This window comes from Paraburkholderia strydomiana, from assembly GCF_046030495.1.
Classification (GTDB): Bacteria; Pseudomonadota; Gammaproteobacteria; order Burkholderiales; family Burkholderiaceae; genus Paraburkholderia; species Paraburkholderia strydomiana_A.
Window position 1 is genome coordinate 24,290 of sequence record NZ_JAQQCJ010000017.1, and the last position, 23,693, is coordinate 47,982.

Here is a 23,693-nt window from a genome sequence, read left to right on the forward strand (position 1 = left end):
AGCGGAGGCGCAGATGAGCTATCAATGGCTGACTCTATGGGGCTATGTCCCCGAGTTTCTGAAGGCCGGCTGGCTGACCTTGCAGGTCACGTTGCTGTCGTTCGTGCTGGCGCTCGCGCTCGGTCTGATCGCGGCGCTTGCCAGCATGTCGCCGTCGGCCATCGTGCGGTTCATCGCGCGGGCTTACGTCGAAGCCTTTCGCAATACGCCAGTGCTGCTGCAGATTTTCATCGTGTTCTTCGGCTTGCCGTCGATGGGCATTGCGCTCGATGCATATTGGGCCGGTGTCATCGCGCTGGGCGTGAACGTGGGCGCGTATCTGTCGGAAGTGTTTCGCGCGGGCATGCAGTCGGTGCCGCGCGGACAGGTTGAAGCAGCCGGCATTCTTGGGCTGGAAAGCGGGCAGATTTTCAAAGAGATCGTGTTGCCGCAGGCAGCCCGTGCGGTGTATCCGGCCATCGTCAATTATCTGATTCAGTTGTTGCTCGGTACTTCGCTATTGTCGGCAATTGCGTTGCCCGAACTCACCGGCACCGCAACCGTCATCAATTCGCGCACGCTCCTGTATGTCCAGACGTTCGCGGTCGTGCTCGTCGCGTATCTGGTGCTGAGCAATGTGCTGTCGTGGATTGCCAGTCAACTCGGCGCACGCATGTTTCATCCGCCGCTCATCGTGAGGCCGGGTGCGCGTTGGGTTGGATTCACGCTGCGTCGTGCGAATCGTGCATGAGGGATTGAGCCATGTCACTCGAATTGCTGAAAAACAGTCTGTCGATTTTGCTGCAAGGTCTCGTGACGACGCTGCTCTTGTCGGTCGCGGCGATCGTCGGGAGCACGCTCATCGGCCTGCTCGCCGCTGTGTTGCGGACGTTCGGGCCGTGGGGCACGAACGGAATCGCGAAGCTCTATACGGAGTTGTTTCGCGGTACTCCCGTACTCATCACGCTGATGTTCATCTACTTCGGCGTCTCGTATTTCGGCTATGCAATCGATGTCTTTGCAGCGGGCGTGATCGGCTTGAGCGTGTATCAGGGCGCGTATATCGCGGAAATCTTTCGCTCGGGCATCGAGTCAGTGCCGAAGGGACAGTGGGAAGTCTCGCAGATTCTCGGTCTATCGCGCACACAGGCCTTCGCCTCAGTCGTGTTACCGCAGACCGGACGCATCGTGTTGCCGCCGCTCGTCGGGCAGTATCTGTCCCTCATCAAGGATACGTCAATCGTCAGCATGATCGGCATGTCCGAACTGATGCACGGTGGCCAGGCGATCGTGGATCGCATCGGCAAGCCGGTCGAGATTTACGGACTCGTCGCGCTGATCTATTTCGTCGTGTGCTTCCCGCTTTCGCAATGGGTACGCCATCATGACCGCCGGAGACTTACGTGAGCGATTCCATCCAGAACAAGCCCGTCATTTCGCTGTCGGGCGTGAGCAAGGCATTCGGCGCGACGCGCGTTCTCAACGAGATCAATCTCGACGTGCGCGCAGGAGAAGTGCTCGTGCTGATCGGCGCATCCGGTTCGGGCAAGAGCACTGTGCTGCGCATTATGGCCGGACTGGAGACGACGGACTCCGGCGAAGTGTGGGTCAACGAAGTGCCCCTGCACGATCCGAAGCGCGCGCGCGAAATTCGCGGCCACGTCGGCATGGTGTTTCAGCAGTTCAACTTGTTCCCGCATAAGACCGCGCTCGGCAATGTCACCCTCGCGCTGATCAAGGCGCGCGGCATGTCGCCCGCCGATGCCCGCAAACGCGCAATGGATACGCTCGACCGCGTGGGTCTCGCGGACCGCGCGTCGCATTATCCGAGCCAGTTGTCGGGCGGACAGCAGCAGCGCGTCGCCATTGCGCGGGCGCTGGCGGTCGAACCCGGCATCATGTTCTTCGATGAAGCCACATCCGCACTCGATCCCGAACTCGTTGGCGAAGTGACGGAAGTGATGCGCGGCCTCGCGCGCGACGGCATGACGATGGTCGTCGTGACCCATGAAATGGGCTTTGCGCGGAAGACGGCGGATCGCGTCGTGTTCATGGACAAGGGCGTGATTGCAGAGCAAGGCGACCCGGAGCAAATCTTCGTCAACCCGTCGAACGAACGCACGCGACAGTTTCTCAGCCGTGTGCTCGACCATTGAAGGGTGAACGAATGGCAGTAACGGAATCGTCGCGCGCTCGAGGCGTGGACCGTGTCATCGATATCTTCAGGAAGCTGCATCACGCGCAGCGGCCCATGACGATGCGCGAGCTAATCGAAGCGACCGGCTCGCCGCGTTCAAGCATCTACGAACTCGTCGCCATTCTCACCGAAGTGGGCTGGCTCGAAACATCGGCGGATGGCAATGTGTTCTTCGGACGCGAGATGCATTACTACGGCTCGGACTACGCGACGCACAACGACCTCATCAGCCGCGCGCATCAGTCTATTCTCGCGCTCGTTCGCAAGTACGACGAGACCACGCAGTTGTGCATGCTTGAAGGGAACAAGTACTCGGTCGTGCTATCGGAGAACAGTGCGCGGCCGTTCAACATCAGCTCGGATATCGGCGTGCGTGTGCCGATTCCGTGGACCGCGACCGGACGCCTGCTGCTCGGTCACATGAACGCCGACGCCATCCGCACCCTGATTCCTGCAGATGACTTCGTGCTCGACAACGGCGTGCGCATCGATTTCGATGAATTCATGCGCGATGTGCAGTACGCGAAAGCGCTTGGCTATTGCTGCACGGAAGGCCTGTCCAACGCGTTCCGGCTTTGCATGGCCGCGCCCGTTCGCGACCGCGCGGGCACGCCGATCGCCGCGCTGTGCTTCATGACGGGCCGCGACACAGACCCCGAACGCCGTCGGTCGATGCTGGACGATCTACTTCAGTCGGCGCAGGCGCTTTCGCATCGCTGACATGGATACACGGCTTCAGCGTATCGATGAGTTGGAACAGGAGAACGCGGCGCTCAAGGAAGTGAACGATATTCTGCGCAAAGCGGTGGCGTATTACGCGCGTTCGCTCAGCGGATTGGCGAACGAACACGCTGCCGCCGCACGGCCACCTCGCGCGGAGGTTCCACATGAAGCGGCAGCATCGCCTCAGGATGAGCACGCGACTCTTACACGTGCGGCAGCTTCGAGCGAAGAAGGAAGTTCCTGATTTTTCTGCGGTATGCGAATGCTCATGCTCGGAAGAAGCATGGACGCAGTCAACGTCGAACCATGCGAGGCGCGAAAGCGTCACCTCCATTGCGCCTACACCGATGCACTGAAGAGTGACTACTGATGGGGCACCGCTTTGCCTGCTGAAAGGGCCGTGGCGTTGAGAAATGCGCGGGGCGTACTGCCGGTCAGCCAGCCAGGCACTTTCGGAGCCTCTGTCGCGTCTCCGCGACGGAACGCTATCGCGGCGACCTCGAAGTCGAACGGTTAATTCTGGAAGTCAAACGAACGCACGACTTGAGCGTCGAAGACGCGTCGCGAATCGAAGGGCCGTTCGGTGGGTGTTGCAGCCGTTCAAAAGGCACGTATCCCCGCTCACTGGACCGCTGGTAGTGGCAGAACCCTGCCCGACGCCTGGCACGGTGAACTCGCAGACCACGCATCGCTCGTCGGACCGAAATCGACCCTGAACCGCCGCTGGGGTTGGTGAAACATTAATGGCAGCTTCCAGGACCGTTTCGGACAACGGCCCCCGCTATTCGCTGCACCTCGTAGCCGGTGGTGTGTGCATATCGTTCGTGCGACGTGACAGGGCGCGCTTGCCGTCTTGCTCATTCCTTGCTCTCAGGAAACATGCATCCGCCATTGCGGACCAGCGCCTTCACCTCTTCGCTCACCTGTAAGGGGCTTTGACTTAATCGAGCAACGAACTCCTTACGGCGCCGCACGTACGACTTCGAATCGTGCTTTGCGCTCCAAAGGACTATGTTAAGGACAATGGGAATGAGGTCCAGGCCCTTCTCGGTCAGCCTGTAAAAGTCCCTGCGCCCGTCGTCGGCGCTCGGTGTCCTCGAGAGAATTCCCTGCTCCTCAAGAAAGGCAAGACGGGAAGCCAGGACATTGGTCGCGATTCCCTCTTCCGATTTCAGGAACTCGCCATACGTCTTTTTGCCAACAAAAACGATGTCGCGAATGATCAGGAGCGACCACCGGTCGCCGAAGATTTCCACGCCGTAGTTCACTGCGCAATGAGACCGAATGTCTTCTTTAGATGTCGTCTTCATGGCGAGATATTAACATCACTTGCATATCGCAAGTAAATTCCGTTGTTTACTTGTTTTTTGCAAGTAAAATGTCTAGCATGGTTGTCCGGGAGTACGAGCAGCACCCAACAAACCAGGAGGCTGCACATGAGCACTATCAGCATCATCGGCACAGGCGGCATGGCCGCAGCGATCGGCGGCCTTGCCGCCAAGGCCGGACACACCGTCGAGGTGATGAGTCGCGACGCCGTCAAGGCGCGGGCGCTCGCCGAGCAGATCGGAGCCGGTGCGACGACAGGTACGTTCGGCGCCGCCCCGCCCGGGGACATTGTCATCCTGGCGGTTCCCTACTCCGCCGTTCTTGACGTGGTGAAGCAGTACGGCGAAGAGCTGGCAGGCAAGGTTCTTGCCGACATCACCAATCCGGTCGCCTCCGACCACACGAGCTTCGTGACCCCTGGAGACAGTTTCGGCGCGAAGGAGATCACCAGGGCCGCCCCTGCCGGTGCGAAAGTCGTCAAGGCGTTCAACACCCAGTTCTCCCACGTCCTGGCGGTCGGTCCCGTCCCGGGCCACCCATTGGACGTGTTCATCGCCGGGGACGACGAGCACACGAAAGCACGCGTCTCGGCGTTCATCGAGAGCCTCGGACTGCGTCCAATGGATACCGGGCCGCTGTCCATGGCGAGGACACTGGAGCACGCCTGCCTGCTGTCGCTGGGCCTCCTCACCCACTCCGTCAAGCACACCAACTTCTCAATCGGCGTCAGCCTTCTCGGCTGAGTGCACCGGTACCATCGCTTCCCGCATCACATTACTCATAAGGAACATTCACATGCACGTATTCGTCACTGGCGGGACCGGCCATTCCGGTCCGTACATCATCTCCGACCTCATCGCCGCCGGCCATGAGGTCACCGCCCTGGCTCGTTCAGACAAGGCGGCGGCTGCGGTGTCCGCACTCGGTGCGAAGGCGCGTCTCGGTAGCCTCGAGGATCTTGACGGTCTTAAAGAAGCGGCGGCCGCCTCCGACGGTGTCATCCATGTCGCACACCGGCAAGACCTGATTCCGGTGGGCGGGATCAACGCCGTGGCCGATGCGGAGCTTCAGATCATGCTCGCATATGGCGAGGCGCTGGCCGGAACCGGAAAGCCGCTGGTCTCATCGGGAAGCATCGGCTCGCCCGGCTGGGAAGACCTGGGTCGGCCGGCCACCGAGGAGGATCCGCCTCTTCCCGGCGGCGATCCATACAAGTACACCTTGCGGGTTCGTAACATCGTGGAAACCACTGTAATCGGCCTCGCCGAAAAAGGTGTGCGGTCTTCGGTCATTCGGATTCCTGAAATCATGCACAGCGCGACCGATAACGCCGGCTTCCTTCCGCTGCTGATCGGGCTGGCGAAGGAAAAGGGTTTCGTCGGTTACCCTGGAGACGGTGCGAACAGGTGGGCCGCCGTGCACACCCGCGACCTCGCCACCGTGTTCCGCCTGGCGCTTGAGAAGGGCGCCGCCGGCAGAAGCTGGCACGCGGTTGCAGACGAGAGCATTCCATACCGCGAGATCGCCGAGGCCATCGGCAGTCGCTTGAAGCTGCCCGCCGTGCCCATTCCCGCGGACGTGCTGATGCTACCGGGGTATTTCGGGTTCCTTGCGAATCTGGTCACGCTGGATACCCCGGCATCGAATGCCATCACGCGCCAGACGCTCGGCTGGACACCCACGCAGCCCGGCCTGTTTGCCGATATGGACAATGGCCACTACTTCCCTGCCAGCTGAGCTAAACGGACGACAGGGACTCCCACATCGCGGCGCGCCCGACCAGGACACTATCCTCCCGGAGTGATAGGAGGGTGACGCAAGTGGCTTGGCGCACACGAAAAACATGATGGGCGAAAGCCCCGTACAGATTACGGGCATACCCCAACTCAGAAGGATATTTTACATGAGCACTATTAGCATCATTGGCGCAGGAGGCATGGCCACGGCGGTCGCCGGCCGTATTGCCAAGGCAGGACATACCGTCGAGGTTCTGAGCCGCGACCCAGCCAAAGCGCGGGCGCTGGTCGATGAGCTCTCAGCGGGAGCGACCACAGGGACTTACGCCGCCGCGCCGACAGGCGATATCGTCATCCTCGCCGTGCCGTACGGCAGTGCGGCGGCGGTAGTGGCCGATTACGGAGACGCGCTCGAAGGCAAGGTGATCATCGACATCACCAATCCGGTTGCCCCGGACCTTTCCGGCCTCGTCACCCCGCACGGCAGTTCCGGCGCGCAGGAGATCGCCAAGGGTCTTCCCGCCACCGCGCACGTCGTAAAGGCGTTCAACACCGTCTTTGGCCACGTCCTTGCCAGGAACGGACGCTTCGACGCGTTCATCGCAGCCGACGATGCGCAGGCCAAGGCGCGCGTCTCGACCTTCATCGAGAGTCTCGGACTGCGTCCGTTGGATGTCGGTGGCCTGCACATGGCCTCGACGCTCGAGGCGCTCGGTCTGATGATGATCGGCCTGGCGAAAAACGGCGCCGGCACCTGGGATATCGCCTTGAACGTCGAGATCGGCTGAATCACCGACGCCGCGTCCTCACCGGCAGGTCCACAACCCCATTGGGAGCAAGTTATCTCTCACGTCGTTCTCATCAACCCACTCCAGTTGAGTTGTTTATCGACGGCGGCTTTTCGACCACATGAAATCGTGCCGAAGAGCGTGGGAGCTAAACGCTGCGGCTTGGCCTGAAAACCCTGCGGCAGATCAAGGGAGTAGAGACCGTCCGACTTCAGGGACGCGATCGTTCCCTCCCTTGCTCCAGTCGCGGATTTATTCAGATCGTATCCGACTGGATCGGAAACGATCTGACGTCGCAGAAATGGAGAGATTTCGATGAGCACGCTAGAGAATGTCCAGATTGTGAAGGATTTTTTTGCAGCAATGGGCCGCGGCGATAAGCAAGGTCTGCCGTCGATTTCCGTCGTAGTTGGTTCCCGCATCGAGCAGTGTTCGAATGGCGGCACATTCGAGTGGATGATGAAATGCGTCAGGTACTTGAGCGCTTAAGCCGCATCGCGATTGAAAAACGTTCGGCGGGATGTATGCTGACTGACGTCTCGAAACAATCGCCCGCCGAGTCCAGATAGCGCCGGACGATCCTGAGCGCCGCGGCTCCGTGTTCCACGCGGAGCCGCTTTGCCATCTCTTCCGAAAGCAACACCGCCTGAATCCCCTGCTGGATCTCCGTAATGCTGTGCCCGTACCGCTCCTCGATCAAGGAGCTGATCAACTGGTCGGGCTGCTCCCGTGCAACATCCGCCACGTCAGCATATTCGGGCGCGGTGTACACGTCAGTCCATCCGACCGGCGCGCGGCCTTTTCCTCCATCGATGCGCAGGCTCGAAATGCGCAGGAACCGCGCCCCTTCGGCACATTGCAGCGTCTTGGCCAGATCGCGGTCCGCGACGACCATCTCTGTCGATTGCACGAGCCGCAGATGCTCCGAGCCAAACTGGGCCAGGTCTTCGACGGAGGCAAGCGTCGGCCGGAATTCAGTCCTGGGGCGCGACGACTCGACGCGAGTTCCCGCGTTCTTGCGGCGTGAAACCAGACCCAACTGCTGGAGTTCATGCAACGCTGCGCGCACGGTATGGCGGCTCGTGCGGTAGTGATCCCGCAATTCCAGCTCGGTCGGCAGAACGGTGCCGACGGGATATTGCCCGGAAGCAATCGCTTCGGTGAGTTCGCGCGCGATTTCCGCGTAATGGGGTCGATTCATCTTGTCGTCTCTGGGAATGTCTTCGTTCTGCCTGCTACGGGTAAATCATAACTTGCCTCGACATGTCCGAACATATTAATCTCTATATGTCCGGACTTATAAGCTGCCACTTTTCCCTGTCCGCCCTCTCTTAGTTCGAATTCTCGAGGTCGCAATGACACATGTCACCGTTCCGATGGCCAGCACCGTGGTCGATTCCATTCTGTTTCGCGACGCTTTCGGCACCGCCAGGATGCGCGCAGTGTTTTCCGATCACGCGCTGATCCAACGCTATATCGATGTCGAGGTTGCGTTGGCTAAAGCAGAAGCGCGCGCAGGCGTGATTCCCAGCGATGCAGCCGAAGTGATTGCGCGTGAGTCGACGATCGAACGCATCGATTTCGATCACATGCGCGAAGAGACCGATATCGTCGGCTATCCGATCCTGCCGCTAGTGCATCAACTGGTCGAGATGTGTGGGGACGCCGGCCGCTACGTTCATTGGGGCGCGACGACGCAGGACATCATGGACACCGCGGTCGCGCTGCAAGTGCGCGACGCACTCGATTCGATCGATGACGATATCCGGGAGTTGCGCACGATTCTCGCGGATCTGGCGAAGAAGCATCGCGACACGCCGATGGCCGGCCGCACGCACCTGCAGCAAGCGCTGCCGGTGACGTTCGGCTACAAGGTTGCGATCTGGCTTGCGATGTTCGATCGTCATCAGGTACGGCTTAAGGAGATGCGCGAACGCGTGGCCGTGGTCGAATTCGGGGGCGCGGCGGGCACCCTTGCATCGCTTGGCGACAAGGGCTTCGAAGTGCAGAAGGCGCTCGCCGAGGAACTGAAACTCGGCGTGCCTGCAACGACATGGCACGTCGCGCGCGACGGTTTCGCCGAAGCCGTGAACCTGCTCGCGCTGATAACGGGCTCGCTCGGCAAGATCGCGCTCGACGTCATGATCATGGCGTCCACTGAGTTCGCGGAGGTCTACGAGCCGTTCGTGAAGGGACGCGGCGCGAGCAGCACCATGCCGCAGAAGCGCAATCCGATTTCCAGCGAACTCATGCTGGCGGCGGCAAAGGCAGTGCGCCAGCATGCGGGCCTGATGATCGACGCGATGATTCAGGACTTCGAGCGCGCCACCGGCCCGTGGCATGCTGAGTGGATCGCCATTCCCGAAAGCTTCATTCTCACCTCGGGCGCGTTGCATCAAGCGAAGTTCGCGCTAGGCGGCCTTATCGTCGATGAAGCGCGCATGAAGCACAACCTCGGCATCAGCAAGGGTTTGATCGTCGCGGAAGCCGTGATGATGGGCATGGCGCCCTACACCGGACGTCAGCAGGCGCATGACATCGTGTACGACGCATGCCGCACGGTGAACGAACATGGCGGCACGCTTGCGCAAGCGCTTAATGCGCTGCCCGAAGTCACGAAGCACTTCGACCGCGCCGCAATCGACCGCATGACCGATCCCGCGAACTATCTCGGTCTTGCACCGCAGATGGTGGACCAGGCCGTCGCACTGTCGCGCGAAATCTGAACCTGAAGAATCGAGAAGGAACACGCGATGCATAACGAACACGTATCACACGGCGACGCGACCGTCGCCACGACGAAGAAGCTGCCGTGGTACCGCAAGCTCGGCATGCAGGTGCTGCTCGCACTCGTGATCGGCATTGCGGTCGGGTTGTTGTTCCCGAAGTTCGGCACGCAACTCAAGGTGCTCGGCGATATCTTTCTCGCACTCATCAAGGCAGGCGTCGCGCCGCTCGTGTTTCTCACGATCGTGCATGGCATCGCTTCGGCGGGCGACGTGAAAAGCGCGGGACGTGTGGGCTGGCGCTCGATCGTCTACTTCGAAGTCGTCTCGACCATCGCGCTCGCGTTCGGGCTGCTCGCCGGCAATCTGCTACAGACGGGCAAGGCGATGACGTCCGTCACCGCCGGCGCCGTGCCCGCGATCGCGACCAAAGCTGCACCGCAGAGTTTTACCGGGTTCGTCATGCATATCGTGCCGGACAACTTCATCGGTGCGTTTGCGAAGGGCGAGCTATTGCAAGTTGTCGTGCTCGCGGTGATGGTCGGCATCGGCATTCTCGCCATTCCGGAGCACCGCCGCGTGCGCGTCAACGAAGGGCTGGATCTGATCTCCGAAGTGCTCTTCTCGTTCATCAATCTCGTGATGAAGCTCGCGCCGCTCGGCACGCTCGGCGCGATCGCCTTCTCGGTGGGAAGCAACGGCACGGCGGTGCTGATCGCGCTCGCGCAGCTCGTGTTGAGCTTCTATGCAGTGATCGTGCTGTTCATCGTCGTTGTGATGGGCGTGATCGCGAAACTCTCGGGTTTCAGTCTGTGGCGCTTTCTCCGCTATATCAAGGACGAAATCTTCATTGTGCTCGGTACGGCTTCATCCGAAAGCGTCCTGCCGCGTCTTCTGATTAAACTCGAGCGGCTCGGTTGCGCGAAGCAAACGGTCGGGCTCGTGTTGCCTACCGGCTATGCGTTCAATCTCGACGGTACGTCGATCTTCATGTCGATGGGCGTGATGTTCATCGCTCACGCGTACGGCGTGCCCATCCCGCTGGATCATCAGATCGGCATTCTGCTGCTGATGCTGCTGACGTCGAAGGGCGCCGCCACGGTGTCCGGGGGCTCATTCGTCGTATTTGCAGCGACGGTCACGTCGACGGGCATCCTTCCCGTCGAAGGCCTTGCGTTGATCTTCGGCGTGTACCGCTTCATGTCGATGGCGATCGCCACGTGCAATACGATCGGCAACAGCCTGGCGACGGTAGTCGTCGCCAAGTGGTCGCGGACTCTTGATGAGACAACCGCTGAGCGACATCTGTATCCTGAACGTTACCCTGAAATTGCGCGGGCCGATGAAAGCCTTGCCGGCGGCAATCTGCTGCCCGAAGACATGAACGATGCAAAGCATCCTCACGGCGTTTCGCTCAAAGGCGCCCGACACACGCGTTGATCGAATGTCGCATCGCCGCGGTGCGCGGGCCTGTGCCCCGCTCAACTTGATCATGAGACTGTGCTACGAACTATGACCACACCATCGCGAATCGAACACGACGCATTCGGTCCCGTCGAGATTCCGTCGGATCGATACTGGGGAGCACAGACGCAGCGCGCCCTCGGTCTGTTCGAAGTCGGTGAAGAGCGCTTCCCGACTGTACTGATACGCGCATTCGGCTTGCAGAAGTACGCGGCCGCACGTGCAAACGTGCAGTGTGGAGCGCTCGCACCGGAGCTTGCCCCGGCGATCGAAAAGGCCGCGATTGAACTGCACGAGGGGAAATGGGACGACCATTTTCCCTTGACGATCTGGCAGACGGGGTCCGGTACGCAGACCAATATGAACGCAAACGAGGTCATCGCGAACCGGGCAAACGAGTTGCTCGGACAACCGCTTGGGACCAGGGCGCCGGTGCATCCCAACGATCATGTCAACCGCTCGCAATCATCGAACGACAGCTTTCCAACGGTGATGCACGTGGCAGCCGCGATCGAGGTCAACGGGCGTTTGCGGCCAGCGCTGGATGAACTCCGGTCTGCGCTTGCCGAGCGCAGCCATGCCTTCGCCGACGTATTGAAAGTCGCCCGCACCCATCTGATGGACGCCGTGCCGATGACGATGGGGCAGACATTCCGCACCTTCGAGCGCCAACTGGCACATGCGCTTGCTCGCATCGACGATGCGTTGCCCCGGCTCCTGATTCTGCCTCAAGGCGGCACCGCTGCCGGCACTGGACTGAACGCTCCCGCGGGCTTCGACAGTTTCTTCTGTGCGACGCTCGCGGAGACTACGGGTTTATCGTTCGTCCCTAATGCACATAAATTCGAGGGCATGGCGGCACATGACGCGCTGGTGGAATTGTCAGGTGCATTGAACACGATCGCGACTTCGCTTCTGAAAATCGCGAACGACATGCGGTTCCTCGCTTCCGGCCCTCGCTGTGGTCTCGGAGAATTGCTGATTCCCGATGACGGACTGACGTCTTCGATCATGCCGGGCAAACGCAACCCGACGATTGCGGAAGTTCTCGTGCAGGCGTGCTTCCAGGTCATCGGCAACCACCAAACGATCACCATAGCCAATGCATCCGGGAACTTCGAGCTGAACGTCGCTAAACCAGTACTCGTCTACAACCTGCTTCAGTCGTTGCGTGTTCTTGCCGATTCCTCCGCCCTTTTTGCAAGGCGCTTTGTCCGCGGCATCGAAGTGGATCGTGAACAGCTTGCGACTAACGTCGACCGGTCACTGCTCGCTGTAACTGCGCTCAATCCGGTACTCGGTTACGACCGCGTTGCGCAGATTACGCAGACGGCGTTGCGCGACCGCATCACACCTCGCGCGGCAGCGATTGCGCTCGGCCTTCTCGACGGCGATGAATACGACCGACTCGTCGACCCTGCCAAGCTCGTCGCGGGTAACGTTTCAAAGCAATAGGTCTTCGCCCCAGGGACAACACACGGTCCAGGCCGCATCGAAGCCTGGCGCCACGCCGGACATAAGCGGGCGCCGCGTCGCATTGATGAGCAACTACGCGTCGAGCGTGCGCGCGTAGTCACTCAGGTCCGCATGTTCACGCAGCATCTGCTTGTATAAACCTTGAAAGCCGAGCCAGGCGACGTAGTCGGACGCCAGATGCCGGCGCGTCGCGCGCGCCTCCTCCGCGCTCAGCGGCTCGAGCGGGCCGGCCGCCTCGGCCAGCAACTGCACCTGCGCACATCGCTCCATCGCGATGAAGCGATACACGGCCGAATCCACGTTCGATCCCACCGTCAGCAAGCCATGATTCAACAGGATCGCGGCCTTGCAGTCGCCCATTGTCTGCGCAATACGCGCGCCCTCGTCGGTGGCGAGCACAACGATATCGCCGCGAAACACCACGTGATTTTCGAAGAACAGACACGCTTCCTGATTGATCGGCGCAAGCAGCCGTTCGCGCGCGGCGAATGCACGTCCATAGGTCGTATGCGTGTGCACGGCGGCCGCCGCCGCATGATTCACGCGATGCAGCCCGCAATGAATCGCGACCGCCGCCGCATTGACCGGCCCACTGCCGTGGTGCACCGCGCCCTTGTCGTCGATGCACATGAGATCGTCGGGATGGATGATCGAGAAGTGCTGCGCATATTGATTGACCCAGTAGCGGTCGTGATGCTCGGGATCGCGCATGGTCACGTGACCGGCGATACCTTCCGTCAGCCCGAAGCGCGCCAGCAGCCGGAACGCCGCCGCGAGTTTGAGCTTGCGATGCCGCCGCTCGGTCTCGAGGTCTTCATAGACACGCGGAACGGGCAGCGCTCCGCCAATGGGAGTGGGAATCTGATACTCGTTGGAGTCGGCCAGGCACATGCGGCACTCTCGATGAAAGGAACGGGACATGCTCATTCTGGTGCGCCAAAAGTGCCGCCGTCCATGGCGGTTTGCGCAATGTCATGTGAAATTTCGGCACCATGAGCCACGAAGGCCCGTCGCGCATGGCTTCGGGCGAGGTTATGCCGAAGCGTCACAGGACAGATACTTTTCGTGGATTGTCACGGAAATTCGACTAGTGCTAAATGAGGCTACGACAACACCCCTGCCCGGACAACCCACATGCAGACCCTCGATACCCAGAGCGCGTTGCCGCCCGATCTGATGAAGCGCATCGTGTGGCGGCTCGCGCCGCTGATGGTGCTCATGTACGTCGCCAACCAGCTCGATCGCGCCAATGTCGGCTACGCGGCATTGACGATGAACGCCGAGCTCGGCATGAGCGCCGCGCAATACGGGCTGTCCGCGAGCCTGTTCTTTCTGGGCTACATCCTGTGCGAAGTGCCGAGCAACCTGTGCATGCATCGCTTCGGCGCGCGGCGCTGGATGGCGCGCATACTCGTGAGCTGGGGTCTGCTGTCGTCGCTCACGAGCTTCGTGCCGAACGCGCAATGGCTGTATGTTGCGCGCTTCACACTGGGCGTGTTCGAGGCGGGGCTGTATCCCGGCATGGTCTATTACCTGACGCTGTGGATGCCCGCGCGCAATCGCGTCTGGATGATGTCGCTCTTCACGATGTCGATTCCACTAACCGGCATGATCGGCGCGCCCGTGTCGACGTGGATCATGGAGCATGCGAACGTGTTCGGCGTCACCGGCTGGCGCGCAATGATCCTGCTCGAAGGCCTTCCCGCCATCGTGCTCGGCGTGGTTGCCTGGTTCTATCTGCCGGACGGTCCGCACGCATGGCGACGCCTGAGCGAGAAAGAGCGCCAGACGATCCGCACAGCGCTCGCGGGCGAAGAGCAGGCCGCGTCCGCCGCCGTGCAGCCTGGCAGTGCGCGCCGCGCGCTCACCAATCCCAAGGTCTGGGGCTTGGGCCTGGTTTACTTCGGCATCAACTCGGGCATTATCGGGCTGCTCTATTTCCTGCCGCAAGTCGTGAAGACCTTCAAGGGCAGCGCGCACTTCTCGCTCACACAGATCGGCCTGATCACGTCCGCGCCGTTCGCGGTCGCGGTAGTCAGCGTGATCGTGTGGGGACGCATCGTCAGTCACAAGCGCATTCATGCGCGCGACGTCGCCGGGCCGATGTTGCTGTCGGCAGTCGCGCTCGCCAGTGCACTCTATCTCTCGTCGCCGCTCGCAACCATCGCGGTGCTGGCGATCGGTACGTCCGCGTGTTTCTGCAGCATCAGCACATTCTGGCAGTTGCCGCGAAACATCCTCACCGATCGCGCAGCGGCGGCGGGCATCGCGCTCATCACGAGCATCGGCGTATCGTCGGGCTTTGTGATGCCGTATTTCATCGGCTGGGTGCGCGATACGACCGGCACGTTTCAGCTCGCGTTCATCGGCATCGCGGTGGCGATGGCCATCGGCGCCGCGCTCGCGATCGCGCTCGACCCCGAACGTCGCCGCGAGCCCGCCGCAAGTATGGCGCTAAAATGAGTGGACTTCCCATGGAGATCCGCCCGTGTCATTGCGTCGAGGAATTCCCAGCCTAACGGCGTTACAGGCCTTCGAGGCGTCGGCGCGTCATCAAAGCTTCTCGAAGGCCGCCGCTGAACTGCAGCAGACGCACGGCGCCATCTGCAAGAAGGTCAACGAGCTCGAAGCCAGCCTCGGTGTGGAACTATTCCGGCGCGTCAGCCAGCGTCTGGTGCTCACCGATGCGGGCGCCGATTACGCGCATCGCATCCGCGTGAATCTCGAGCAGATTCGTCAGGACACGCAGCAACTCGTCGCTAATCGCGAACGCTCAACTCTGCGCGTCGCGGTCGGCGTCACCTTCGGCGCGCAATGGCTGGTGCCGCGGCTACCGGGTTTTCATCGTGCGCAGCCGAATATCCAGGTGCGGCTCACGGGCCGCGATCAACCCACGTACTTCCACGACCTCAACTTCGACGCCGCCATTCACTTCGAGCAGTCGCCGCTGCCGGGACTCGCGAGCAAGGTGCTGATGGCGGATGACGAAGTGTGGATGGTCGCCTCACCATCGATGGCCGATGAACTCGCCACGCAGAACATCGTCGCGATGCCGTGGATCCACACGCGCGATCTGCCCGCCGCGTGGATGACGTGGAGCGAAGCCGCCGCGCATGAAGCCACGGAACACACGCCGCGCGAAGGCAGTGACCATTCCTTCGATTTCTTCATCATGGCGATTCGAGCAGCAGTCGCGGGCCTGGGCCTCGCGCTATTGCCGCGCGTGCTGATCGAGCAGGAGCTGGCGTTGGGCCAGTTGGTGCGCATCGGCGGGTATGCAGCCATTAACGCGCAGAAGACTTATCTGATGTTCCCGGAGCAGCGGCGCGACTGGGCGCCATTCGTCGCCTTCGCCGCATGGCTGGACGAGGAGATGACGCGTTATCGCGCGCAACGTCGCGCATTGCCGGAAGAAGCGCTGCAACGCTAACTTCAAGTCGAGCAACGCTGTCGGTGCGAATAGGCGAAGGCGTGCTATCCCAGGCACGAGCGATGGCACGACAACTCGAAGCGGTTTGACAAAAGCCGGAGCAGCGAGCAGCGACGACGTCGCCAAAAGTGACGCAAAGCTTATGTATTTCCTGGCCCGCTCGTCGTCAAGTTACTAAAGCGAATCGTGAGCAACCCTCTTCGCTCGCATGATAGGGGGGCGTTCTCTTCCTGATCGGGCCATGAGGCCGTCGCTTCGACTCCATAAAATTCCGGTTCTGGGTACCGCCAGCCCAGCCCTACTCTCCAAACCCCACCACGTTCCGGCGCCTTAGCTGCACCACGTCGCGAAGCGGAGGCGCCCCAAACAGCCGGCTATATTCACGGCTGAACTGCGACGGGCTGTCATACCCGACCCTGATCGCCACCGACCCGACATCCCCGAGCTGTCCGAGTAACAATTTCCGGGCCTCGTGCAGCCGCAGTTGCTTCTGATACTGCAGCGGACTCAGCGTCGTGACGGTCTTGAAATGATGATGGAGCGACGACACGCTCATATTCACCTGCTGCGCCAGCCTCTCCACCCGCAACAGTTCGGTGTAGTGATTCTGGATCCACTCGATCGCCCGCGCGATCCGGTACGTCTGGCTCCCGTTGACGGCGATCTGTCGCAGTCGCTTCCCCTGTTCGCCTGTCATCAGACGGTAGAGCAATTCCTTCTCGATGAGCGGCGCGAGAACGGGGATGTCATCCGGAGTATCGAGCAATCGCACGAGCCGCAGCGCCGCATCGAAAACCGGCGCCGACAGCAAGCCTACGGCGATGCCTTCGCCCGCCGACGCGGTATCCGGTTCCGGCAGATGCACCTGCGTCGCCAGTTCGACGATGCGCTGCGGATCGAGCGTGAACTTCACACATAGATAAGGCGCTTCGGGCGACGCCCGTGTCACCCGCGACATCACGGGCAAATCGACGGACGTCACGAGGCAATGCAGATGATCGTATTCGTATGCCTGCCCCGCGACCACGACCCGCTTGGCGCCTTGCGCCGCGAACACGAACGCGGGGCTCGTCACGCCGCAACCGAGATCCGCGGGTGCCGCGTACCGGTAGAAGGTCAGCGACGGTATCGCCGTCTGATGCGCGCCGTCCACCGGCGCGAAGCGGCTGATGAGCGCGGCGAGTTCGCGGCGTGCCGTTTCGTGCGACGCCGAAGGATCGAGCCTGGAAGGATTCTGTTTCATGTGCATTGAACCCCGTTGATGGAATCGAGCATACCGAGCCGCTGCCGGGTAGCCACCGCCGGCCTGCTCGATTTGCAGGATTGTTCACTAATTTTGCAGGATTGTGTAAGCGTAACGGCAGACGGTCGGTCACACTGCCGCGTACACCCGGCGCCAAGCTCGGGCTTTCCCCACGGAGAGGTTCCATGTCCACATCGTTTGTCCTCAACGGCAAGAACATTACGCTCGATGCCGATCCTACTACGCCGCTCCTCTGGGCGATCCGCGAAAACGCGGGCCTGCACGGCACGAAGTTCGGCTGCGGCATGGCGCAATGCGGCGCCTGCACGGTTCATCTGGAAGGCGAAGCCACCCGTTCGTGCGTGCTGCCGCTCGCCGCCGTCGCGGGCAAGCGCATCACGACCATCGAAGGCATCGAAAGCCGGCCCGCCAAAGCCATTCAGGCCGCATGGGTCAAGCTGCAGGTCCCGCAGTGCGGCTACTGTCAGTCCGGACAGATCATGTCCGCGACGGCCTTGCTCGAACATAACGCCACGCCCACCGACGCCGACATCGACGCCGCAATGAACGGCAATCTCTGCCGCTGTGCGACCTATGTCCGCATTCGCGCAGCCATCCACGAAGCCGCTGCCACCCTGAAGGCCTGACCATGACGACCGATCTCGATCTTACGGATGCGGTACGCCCATCCCGCCGGACCTTTCTGAAAGCAGCCGGCTCCGTCGCGGCAGTCGGGCTCACCGTCGGCTTCGAGTGGGCGGGCACGGGGCGCCGTGCGCTCGCTGCCACGATGCCCGAGGCGACGTTCGCACCCAATGCGTTCCTGCGCGTCGCGCCCGACAACAGCGTCACGGTCATCGCCAAACATGTCGAGATGGGCCAGGGGGCGTACACCGGCATCGCGACGATCGTCGCGGAAGAGTTGGATGCGGACTGGCAGGACGTGCGTGTCGAAAGCGCGCCCGCCGATGCGAAGCGCTACGCGAATCTCGCGTTCGGTACGATCCAGGGCACGGGCGGCAGTTCGGCGATGGCCAACTCGTGGATGCAATTGCGCGAAGCCGGCGCGAAAGCGCGCGCGATGCTGGTCTCCGCCGCCGCTGCGCAGTGGCAGGTGCCCGCGTCCGATCTGACGACGCGTGACGGCAGCGTTCATCATGCGGCCACGAACCGGACCGCGACCTACGGCTCGCTCGCGTCGGCCGCCGCCCGCTTGCCGGTGCCGGACAAGGTCACACTCAAATCGCCAAAGGATTTTCGTTTGATCGGCCATCCGTTGCCGCGCGTCGACGTGCCACCGAAAACCGACGGCACCGCGCAGTTCACGCTCGACGTGACGTTTCCCGGCATGCTGGTCGCGCTGCTGCAGCGTCCGCCGCTTTTCGGTGCGACCGTCAAGTCATTCGATGCGTCGGCCGCGAAAGCGGTGCCGGGCGTCGTCTCGGTCGTGCAAGTGCCGGGCGGCGTTGCCGTGGTCGCGAAGGGCTTCTGGGCGGCGAAGCAGGGCCGCGATGCGCTGAAGGTCGAATGGGAAGATTCGAAGGCCGAAAAGCGCAGCTCGGACGCGATCATGACCGAGTACCGGCAACTCGCCGAGCAGTCCGGCGCATCTGCCCGCAAGGAAGGCGATGCGACACAGGCGCTCGCGGGCGCGGCGCAGAAGGTTTCCGCTACTTACGCGTTCCCGTATCTCGCTCATGCGCCGATGGAGCCGCTCGACGCCGTCGTCAAGCTCACTGCCAACAGCTGCGAGATCTGGGCTGGCGACCAGTTCCAGACGGTCGACCAGGGCAACGCCGCGCGCACGGCCGGGCTCGATCCGCAGCAGGTGAAGATTCACACGCTGTATGCGGGCGGCAGCTTCGGGCGGCGCGCGAATACGCAGTCGGACTATATCGTCGAGGCCGTAGCGATCGCGAAGGCGCTGGGTGCGAATGGCACACCGGTCAAACTGCAGTGGACCCGCGAGGACGATATCCACGGCGGCCTCTACCGGCCGATGTACTTCCACAAGCTCGACGCGGGTCTGAGCGCCGACGGCAAGCTCATCGCCTGGCGACATCGCATCGTCGGTCAGTCGATCCTTGCAGGCACGCCGTTCGCAAGCGTGATGGTCAAAAACGGGATCGACGGGACATCCGTCGAGGGGGCCGCTAACGTGTCCTACGCGATTCCGAACATCTCGGTCGAACTGACGACCACGCAGACCGGCGTGCCGGTGTTGTGGTGGCGGGTAGTGGGCAGTTCGCACACGGCATTCGCGGTCGAGGCGTTCATCGACGAAGCCGCACACGCCGCGGGCAAGGACCCGTTCGTCTTCCGCCGCGATCTGCTCGTTCAGGAACCGCGCATGCGCGCCGTGCTCGAACTCGCCGCGGAGAAAGCGGGCTGGGATCCGGCCAAACCGTTGCCGAAAGGCCGCGGGCGCGGCATCGCGGTGGCCGAGGCGTTCAAGACGTTCGTCGCGCAGGTCGCGGAAGTCTCCGTCGACAACGAGAGTAACGTGAAAGTGGAACGCGTCGTCTGTGCGGTGGATTGCGGGACACCGATCAATCCCGACGTCATCGTCGCACAGATGGAAGGCGGCATCGGCTTCGGTCTCGGCGCGGCGTTGCACAGCGCGATCACGCTGAAGGACGGCAAGGTCGAGCAGAACAACTTCGACGGCTACCAGGTGCTGCGGATTGCCGAAATGCCGAAGGTCGAAGTACATATCGTGCAGTCCGGCGAAGCGCCGACCGGCGTCGGCGAGCCGGGGGTCGCGCCGGTCGGGCCGGCGGTCGCGAATGCGATTTTCGCAGCCACGGGCAAACGGCTTCACAGCTTGCCGTTTCCGGGCGCTGCGGAAAAGAGCGCCTGACGGCCGTTTCTTCAGGACCGTTCGACGTACGCCGTACCCCGCCGGGGGACGGCGGTTTTAATTGGCATGCTCAGACCGCTTTCCTGTATCAACTGAAAACCGATGAACCAACCAACAAACCTATGTACGTGCTGAGACAGGAACACCATTGCAGCTCGGAAAAAGTCGTGATTGATTCCGCTGACTCTGTCTAGGTCCTGTTGACTTCGGTGAGCCGGCGGAGCGTTTTTACGGACAACTCTCCTGTTCAGGCCATTCGATGTGCTGGCGTAAACGGGTGAGTCGTGACCTTGCCGGTAAGCGCCAACAGGTCTCTACGGGTGCCTTCTACGCTCCTACGCTCGAATCAATGGACCCAATGCTCTCGAGCATAGCTACACGGCGGTGCTGATCGTGCCACTCCCACAGTAAGATTCGAGGTTCACGCTCTGGCGGGCTGGCGGGCTGGCGGGCTGGCGGGCTGGCGGGCTGGCGGGCTGGCGGGCTGGCGGGCTGGCGGGCTGGCGTTATGAGTGTGGGCACTGACGGTTAAAAAAACCTGGGTTTGGATATCGGGTCGGGAGCCGAAGTTAGCGGCATCCAGAGTTATTAGCGGAACCCTGACATGGTGTGGCTTGCCTTGGCCTGGAGTCGACAATCGACCCGTTGCTGCCGTTCAAAGTTCGTGACCCAATGTCTGCTTTGCGGCGGTATTGCTGCCGGTCATGTTCGTCGCCTCCCCGACAAGTTCGCCGTGCAAACAGGCGGCCCAGTTAAGTTATTTACCTGCAAGCAGGGTAATCATCGTCAGGACAGTGTCATCGGGCAGCTTGAGGGACTGAGTCTCCACGGTTCGCCGATAGGCCGCGGGTCCTTGGAGCCAGCGGTCAGCGGCCTCTTTCACAGGTCTGGATAATCCGCTTCCTTTCCCAAACGCCATCGAAAACGCAGCGGTGTCTTGGTGCAGTTCCTGCTTGACATAGAAATCGTGCGGAAATGCGAGATTCTTCTGACTCCATATCCTCTTCGTCTGGTTGTGGCACACGACGCAGGTCTGGGCCTGTGCGCGTTTAGCTACCTTGATCGCTGAAGCGGTCAAGCTGGTCTCGAACTCGTCGCCGAGCGCCTTTGCAGTGTCCAGATTGATCCGCTTACCTTCGAGCCAAGGGTCTACCAAGAAGCTGGGCAAGATCAATTGGCTCGCGTATTTATTTGCGTCGGCCTCGACGTTCTTCGCTTCGGCGTTTTGAGGGCCGATGTCTTCGTTAGCGCACTGAAAAGAGCCGCGATCTTTATCGCAAATCCAATGCGCCAGTTCGTGGGCTAGCGAGAAGCGCTGGCGGCCAAGATAAGATCCTGTACCAACGCTAATCACCGCTACGTTGCCAGCTGCCACTAGGCGCGCCGCGCACCCGCACAGACGACGATAGACGACCTCAGCTCCCCGGTAGTTCGCGATGGCCTCCAAATCAATGTGGGAGGAGTCGCGGACCCCATAGTGCCAGAGCAGACTTTCAGCGGGGCTGAGCTTTGAGCGATCAATCGCCATGGTCTTCCGGCTTGATAATTCCCATCCTCACCAAATCGTCGTAGACCGTCGCCAAGTCTTCGTCGGTCTGCTTTTTGCCATCCCGAAACGCCATAGCGACTCTGGGCTCGCGCGTGAACGTCTCGGCCACGATCTCCTTGAGTCGGTCCATCGTCGGGCGCACCCGATTGATAGGTTGAGTTGCAGTTGAAGCCTTGGTGGCCGCCTTGGCGGAGGCGAGCTTCGCCCGCATGCCGGCTGCGACAACGTCTCGAAGTTTGTCACGCGTTTGCATGGACACCGCCGCCATGTCTTGCCCAGCTTCGCGATATTCGTTTCTGATTTCTTCGTCACTAGTTGCGGCGAGATCTTCCAGCGTCCTAGCGCGGATAAAACCGATCTCCCTGCCTTCCTTGGACTGCCTCATGATTTCCTCCTGCCCGGCATCAAGGTGTTAAGCCCCCGGCGGAATCTTCGCCGGGCAGTGTCGTATGCGGTTTGATCCATGCCCGAAACGGCGCGAATTTCGCTAGGTTTCATGCCGTCCTTGTCGCCCATAATCAGGAACTGGATTTCCTCGTCATTCGCGAAATGAGCGTCAATCAGTGCAGCGTCAGCAACGGCGCGAGCTTGCCGCTCGTTCGTTTCTTCAATCTCCAGCGCCTGCTCGACGACATCCGGGGAGTGAAATCCTTCCTGCGCCAGAGCCAACTCGGCGTCGCCCTCGCGACCCGCCATCGTTTCGAGGTACGCTGTTCGTGACTGAGTGATGGAGTTGCTGGATCCGTCTGCAATGGATTGCATGGTCCTGATGATGTAGGCCACGAAGTGCACGTCCTTGGGCCAGTGCCGCCCCTCTTTGACACCGACGCCCTCGAGCGTACGTTGCACCGCTTCGCTTAGCAGTTCAAGTGGGTCCGTGTATTCGGTGCCGAAGAGGGCATATTGGGCCGCACGGTGTATGCGTCCGAGTTCCGCCTCGGTCAGCATTTCGATCGCTTCGCCGATCTCCTCGGTCGTGGCGTAAGCGTGATCGGGTGATTCTCCGGTTGTCACATGCCCCCCCTTTGCCTCGTCACTGATATGTGCGGAGTTTCTCGCCTCCGCGGACATTGTAGGCAATTTGTCCGCGTTTTGATTCTTTGCCGAACATACAGATGAGCAGCAACTTCGCTGCGACAAGGTGATCAACATGACCAAACGCAATCAGCATGTGGTCCCCCGTGAGAACGGATGGGCCATCCAAGGCGCCGGAGCCAAGCGCGCCACGGAGCTCTTCGACCGCAAGACCGATGCTGTCGACCGGGCGCGGGAAATTTCCCGAAACCAAGGTACGGAGTTACTGATCCACGGCCGCAACGGGCAGATTCAGTCGAAGGATAGTCACGGGAACGACAAGTTCCCGCCGAGGGGGTGAGTCATGGCTAGGTGCACAGCCCCAGTGGAAGGTCATCGCTCATCAAGCGCCGCAGCGGCATGCCCTGCATGCCGTGGTCGAAGTGGCCGCTACGGCGGTTATAACGGCTACAGCGGCTACGGAGCGTATTCGTCCTCAAACTACTCTTCGTCGGTCAGCGGCGGAGGCAGCCGTAGCGGCGGTGGGTCCGGCAGCGGCGCAAAGCCTCGCTGGTCGCGACCCGGCTCATCCGTTTCGTACACGCCTGGCCAAGTGCAATCACTCACGCCGATTCGCGAATCGGTTGAGAAATCAGCGGTAGAGCAGCCTGACCTCCGTGATTGCTTCCTGTGCCACGCGTGGGACGACCGGCAGGGGGCGGCCAAGGAGCTGTACGAATCGCTCGTGGCGGCCGATGTCAAAGTTTGGTTCAGCGAGAAGGACCTTGGCCTCGGCGTACCGATGATGCGTGCCATCGACAAGGGTTTGGCCAATTCGCGCATCGGACTCGTGCTGGTTACCCCGAACCTGTTGCGCCGCCTGCCGCAAGAGGGCGTCGCCGACAAAGAGCTTTCGGCCCTCCTCGCGGGCAACCGGCTCGTGCCCATCGTGCATCAGACGACGTACTCAGAGCTCCGGAATGTCAGCCCCTTGCTTGCTTCGCGAAGCGGCTTGGACACAGCTGAAGACTCAATGGCGATGGTCGCGACCAAGATTGCTGAGCTGGTCGCCATCTGGGCCTAGCACGCTTTCGTGCAACCGATCGAGAGCCAACTACTGTTGACCTCCGCCACCTTTGTGCCCCTTGGCTTCGGCCTCGGGGCACTGTTATTTGCGCA

25 protein-coding genes are annotated in these 23,693 nt (G+C 61.4%); 17 read left to right on the forward strand and 8 right to left on the reverse strand.

Annotated elements, in window-relative coordinates:
• Positions 1-13 precede the first annotated feature (13 nt).
• The 5 genes from PQQ53_RS22165 to PQQ53_RS22185 are packed head-to-tail and all read left to right on the forward strand — an operon-like array spanning position 14 to position 3,143.
• The gene (locus PQQ53_RS22165; protein WP_408143702.1) at positions 14-730 is read left to right on the forward strand and encodes an amino acid ABC transporter permease; all 717 of its coding nucleotides are present in this window, start codon (positions 14-16) and stop codon (positions 728-730) included.
• Between the two features lie 11 nt (positions 731-741).
• Complete coding sequence (locus tag PQQ53_RS22170; RefSeq protein ID WP_408143703.1) at positions 742-1,386, forward strand: amino acid ABC transporter permease; 645 nt, start codon at positions 742-744, stop codon at positions 1,384-1,386.
• Positions 1,383-2,135, forward strand: coding sequence for an amino acid ABC transporter ATP-binding protein (locus tag PQQ53_RS22175; RefSeq protein WP_408143705.1), 753 nt, complete (start codon positions 1,383-1,385; stop codon positions 2,133-2,135). Before PQQ53_RS22170 ends, PQQ53_RS22175 begins: the two co-directional genes overlap by 4 nt.
• A gap of 11 nt (positions 2,136-2,146) precedes the next feature.
• Positions 2,147-2,896, forward strand: coding sequence for an IclR family transcriptional regulator (locus tag PQQ53_RS22180; protein ID WP_408143707.1), 750 nt, complete (start codon positions 2,147-2,149; stop codon positions 2,894-2,896).
• Position 2,897: 1 nt separating this feature from the next.
• On the forward strand, positions 2,898-3,143 hold the full coding sequence (locus PQQ53_RS22185) for a hypothetical protein (RefSeq protein WP_408326159.1): 246 nt from the start codon (positions 2,898-2,900) through the stop codon (positions 3,141-3,143).
• 613 nt (positions 3,144-3,756) lie between these two features.
• Here PQQ53_RS22185 and PQQ53_RS22190 read toward each other — a convergent pair.
• Positions 3,757-4,209, reverse strand: a complete 453-nt coding sequence (locus PQQ53_RS22190) for a winged helix-turn-helix transcriptional regulator (protein WP_408143709.1) — start codon at positions 4,207-4,209, stop codon at positions 3,757-3,759.
• Positions 4,210-4,335: 126 nt separating this feature from the next.
• Between PQQ53_RS22190 and PQQ53_RS22195 the strand changes: the two genes are divergently transcribed.
• The 3 genes from PQQ53_RS22195 (at position 4,336) to PQQ53_RS22205 (ending at position 6,752) form a co-directional block, all read left to right on the forward strand.
• Complete coding sequence (locus PQQ53_RS22195; protein WP_408326162.1) at positions 4,336-4,971, forward strand: NADPH-dependent F420 reductase; 636 nt, start codon at positions 4,336-4,338, stop codon at positions 4,969-4,971.
• Positions 4,972-5,023: 52 nt separating this feature from the next.
• Complete coding sequence (locus PQQ53_RS22200; RefSeq protein WP_408326165.1) at positions 5,024-5,965, forward strand: SDR family oxidoreductase; 942 nt, start codon at positions 5,024-5,026, stop codon at positions 5,963-5,965.
• Positions 5,966-6,131: 166 nt separating this feature from the next.
• Positions 6,132-6,752 (forward strand): NADPH-dependent F420 reductase, encoded by a 621-nt coding sequence (locus PQQ53_RS22205; protein WP_408143933.1) that lies wholly within the window; start codon positions 6,132-6,134, stop codon positions 6,750-6,752.
• 59 nt (positions 6,753-6,811) lie between these two features.
• Here PQQ53_RS22205 and PQQ53_RS22210 read toward each other — a convergent pair whose 3' ends face one another.
• Both PQQ53_RS22210 and PQQ53_RS22215 read right to left on the reverse strand, forming a co-directional pair.
• Positions 6,812-7,075 carry a hypothetical protein gene (locus PQQ53_RS22210; RefSeq protein WP_408143715.1) on the reverse strand — a complete coding sequence of 88 codons (264 nt, stop codon included), beginning with the start codon at positions 7,073-7,075 and terminating at the stop codon, positions 6,812-6,814.
• A gap of 146 nt (positions 7,076-7,221) precedes the next feature.
• On the reverse strand, positions 7,222-7,953 hold the full coding sequence (locus PQQ53_RS22215; protein WP_408143719.1) for a GntR family transcriptional regulator: 732 nt from the start codon (positions 7,951-7,953) through the stop codon (positions 7,222-7,224).
• Positions 7,954-8,107: 154 nt separating this feature from the next.
• On the opposite strand from PQQ53_RS22215, the gene pcaB reads away from it, so the two are divergent.
• From pcaB to PQQ53_RS22230, 3 genes are all read left to right on the forward strand, one after another.
• A complete protein-coding gene (gene pcaB, locus PQQ53_RS22220) occupies positions 8,108-9,478 on the forward strand; it encodes a 3-carboxy-cis,cis-muconate cycloisomerase (RefSeq protein WP_408143721.1) in 1,371 nt (456 codons plus the stop codon).
• Positions 9,479-9,505: 27 nt separating this feature from the next.
• A complete protein-coding gene (locus PQQ53_RS22225) occupies positions 9,506-10,918 on the forward strand; it encodes a cation:dicarboxylate symporter family transporter (RefSeq protein ID WP_408326168.1) in 1,413 nt (470 codons plus the stop codon).
• A 72-nt stretch (positions 10,919-10,990) separates the two neighbouring features.
• A complete protein-coding gene (locus tag PQQ53_RS22230) occupies positions 10,991-12,397 on the forward strand; it encodes a class II fumarate hydratase (protein WP_408326171.1) in 1,407 nt (468 codons plus the stop codon).
• A gap of 93 nt (positions 12,398-12,490) precedes the next feature.
• Here the strand turns inward: PQQ53_RS22230 and PQQ53_RS22235 are convergent, their stop codons facing one another.
• Entirely contained in the window at positions 12,491-13,339 is an 849-nt protein-coding gene (locus PQQ53_RS22235) for a class II aldolase/adducin family protein (protein WP_408326174.1), read from the reverse strand.
• Positions 13,340-13,552: 213 nt separating this feature from the next.
• Between PQQ53_RS22235 and PQQ53_RS22240 the strand changes: the two genes are divergently transcribed.
• Positions 13,553-14,881: an MFS transporter gene (locus PQQ53_RS22240; RefSeq protein WP_408143728.1), complete on the forward strand. Its 1,329-nt coding sequence runs from the start codon at positions 13,553-13,555 to the stop codon at positions 14,879-14,881.
• Between the two features lie 25 nt (positions 14,882-14,906).
• Positions 14,907-15,848 (forward strand): LysR substrate-binding domain-containing protein, encoded by a 942-nt coding sequence (locus PQQ53_RS22245; RefSeq protein WP_408326176.1) that lies wholly within the window; start codon positions 14,907-14,909, stop codon positions 15,846-15,848.
• Positions 15,849-16,146: 298 nt separating this feature from the next.
• Here the strand turns inward: PQQ53_RS22245 and PQQ53_RS22250 are convergent, their stop codons facing one another.
• Positions 16,147-17,091, reverse strand: coding sequence for an AraC family transcriptional regulator (locus tag PQQ53_RS22250; protein ID WP_408143732.1), 945 nt, complete (start codon positions 17,089-17,091; stop codon positions 16,147-16,149).
• Between the two features lie 185 nt (positions 17,092-17,276).
• On the opposite strand from PQQ53_RS22250, the gene PQQ53_RS22255 reads away from it, so the two are divergent.
• Both PQQ53_RS22255 and PQQ53_RS22260 read left to right on the forward strand, forming a co-directional pair.
• Entirely contained in the window at positions 17,277-17,738 is a 462-nt protein-coding gene (locus PQQ53_RS22255; RefSeq protein ID WP_331601960.1) for a (2Fe-2S)-binding protein, read from the forward strand.
• A gap of 2 nt (positions 17,739-17,740) precedes the next feature.
• Positions 17,741-19,951 (forward strand): xanthine dehydrogenase family protein molybdopterin-binding subunit, encoded by a 2,211-nt coding sequence (locus PQQ53_RS22260; RefSeq protein ID WP_408326179.1) that lies wholly within the window; start codon positions 17,741-17,743, stop codon positions 19,949-19,951.
• A gap of 757 nt (positions 19,952-20,708) precedes the next feature.
• Here the strand turns inward: PQQ53_RS22260 and PQQ53_RS22265 are convergent.
• From PQQ53_RS22265 to PQQ53_RS22275, 3 genes are read right to left on the reverse strand one after another with little or no spacing between them, the layout of a single operon-like run.
• Positions 20,709-21,479 (reverse strand): ImmA/IrrE family metallo-endopeptidase, encoded by a 771-nt coding sequence (locus tag PQQ53_RS22265; protein ID WP_408326182.1) that lies wholly within the window; start codon positions 21,477-21,479, stop codon positions 20,709-20,711.
• The gene (locus tag PQQ53_RS22270) at positions 21,469-21,885 is read right to left on the reverse strand and encodes a hypothetical protein (RefSeq protein ID WP_408326185.1); all 417 of its coding nucleotides are present in this window, start codon (positions 21,883-21,885) and stop codon (positions 21,469-21,471) included. Before PQQ53_RS22270 ends, PQQ53_RS22265 begins: the two co-directional genes overlap by 11 nt.
• Complete coding sequence (locus tag PQQ53_RS22275; RefSeq protein WP_408326188.1) at positions 21,882-22,514, reverse strand: hypothetical protein; 633 nt, start codon at positions 22,512-22,514, stop codon at positions 21,882-21,884. Before PQQ53_RS22275 ends, PQQ53_RS22270 begins: the two co-directional genes overlap by 4 nt.
• A 136-nt stretch (positions 22,515-22,650) precedes the next feature.
• On the opposite strand from PQQ53_RS22275, the gene PQQ53_RS22280 reads away from it, so the two are divergent.
• Together PQQ53_RS22280 and PQQ53_RS22285 are read left to right on the forward strand one after the other, a co-directional pair.
• Positions 22,651-22,875, forward strand: coding sequence for a DUF2188 domain-containing protein (locus PQQ53_RS22280; RefSeq protein WP_408326191.1), 225 nt, complete (start codon positions 22,651-22,653; stop codon positions 22,873-22,875).
• Positions 22,876-23,127: 252 nt separating this feature from the next.
• The gene (locus PQQ53_RS22285) at positions 23,128-23,598 is read left to right on the forward strand and encodes a toll/interleukin-1 receptor domain-containing protein (protein WP_408326194.1); all 471 of its coding nucleotides are present in this window, start codon (positions 23,128-23,130) and stop codon (positions 23,596-23,598) included.
• The last annotated feature ends 95 nt before the right edge of the window (positions 23,599-23,693 follow it).

Coding starts and splice junctions, on each gene's coding strand:
- PQQ53_RS22195 (WP_408326162.1), top strand. CDS start 4,336: ATGAGCACTATCAGCATCATCGGCACAGGCGGCATGGCCGCAGCGATC.
- PQQ53_RS22280 (WP_408326191.1), top strand. CDS start 22,651: ATGACCAAACGCAATCAGCATGTGGTCCCCCGTGAGAACGGATGGGCC.
- PQQ53_RS22180 (WP_408143707.1), top strand. CDS start 2,147: ATGGCAGTAACGGAATCGTCGCGCGCTCGAGGCGTGGACCGTGTCATC.
- PQQ53_RS22170 (WP_408143703.1), top strand. CDS start 742: ATGTCACTCGAATTGCTGAAAAACAGTCTGTCGATTTTGCTGCAAGGT.
- PQQ53_RS22250 (WP_408143732.1), bottom strand. CDS start 17,091: ATGAAACAGAATCCTTCCAGGCTCGATCCTTCGGCGTCGCACGAAACG.
- pcaB (WP_408143721.1), top strand. CDS start 8,108: ATGACACATGTCACCGTTCCGATGGCCAGCACCGTGGTCGATTCCATT.
- PQQ53_RS22165 (WP_408143702.1), top strand. CDS start 14: ATGAGCTATCAATGGCTGACTCTATGGGGCTATGTCCCCGAGTTTCTG.
- PQQ53_RS22240 (WP_408143728.1), top strand. CDS start 13,553: ATGCAGACCCTCGATACCCAGAGCGCGTTGCCGCCCGATCTGATGAAG.
- PQQ53_RS22185 (WP_408326159.1), top strand. CDS start 2,898: ATGGATACACGGCTTCAGCGTATCGATGAGTTGGAACAGGAGAACGCG.
- PQQ53_RS22205 (WP_408143933.1), top strand. CDS start 6,132: ATGAGCACTATTAGCATCATTGGCGCAGGAGGCATGGCCACGGCGGTC.
- PQQ53_RS22230 (WP_408326171.1), top strand. CDS start 10,991: ATGACCACACCATCGCGAATCGAACACGACGCATTCGGTCCCGTCGAG.
- PQQ53_RS22255 (WP_331601960.1), top strand. CDS start 17,277: ATGTCCACATCGTTTGTCCTCAACGGCAAGAACATTACGCTCGATGCC.
- PQQ53_RS22200 (WP_408326165.1), top strand. CDS start 5,024: ATGCACGTATTCGTCACTGGCGGGACCGGCCATTCCGGTCCGTACATC.
- PQQ53_RS22265 (WP_408326182.1), bottom strand. CDS start 21,479: ATGGCGATTGATCGCTCAAAGCTCAGCCCCGCTGAAAGTCTGCTCTGG.
- PQQ53_RS22270 (WP_408326185.1), bottom strand. CDS start 21,885: ATGAGGCAGTCCAAGGAAGGCAGGGAGATCGGTTTTATCCGCGCTAGG.
- PQQ53_RS22225 (WP_408326168.1), top strand. CDS start 9,506: ATGCATAACGAACACGTATCACACGGCGACGCGACCGTCGCCACGACG.
- PQQ53_RS22235 (WP_408326174.1), bottom strand. CDS start 13,339: ATGTCCCGTTCCTTTCATCGAGAGTGCCGCATGTGCCTGGCCGACTCC.
- PQQ53_RS22260 (WP_408326179.1), top strand. CDS start 17,741: ATGACGACCGATCTCGATCTTACGGATGCGGTACGCCCATCCCGCCGG.
- PQQ53_RS22190 (WP_408143709.1), bottom strand. CDS start 4,209: ATGAAGACGACATCTAAAGAAGACATTCGGTCTCATTGCGCAGTGAAC.
- PQQ53_RS22215 (WP_408143719.1), bottom strand. CDS start 7,953: ATGAATCGACCCCATTACGCGGAAATCGCGCGCGAACTCACCGAAGCG.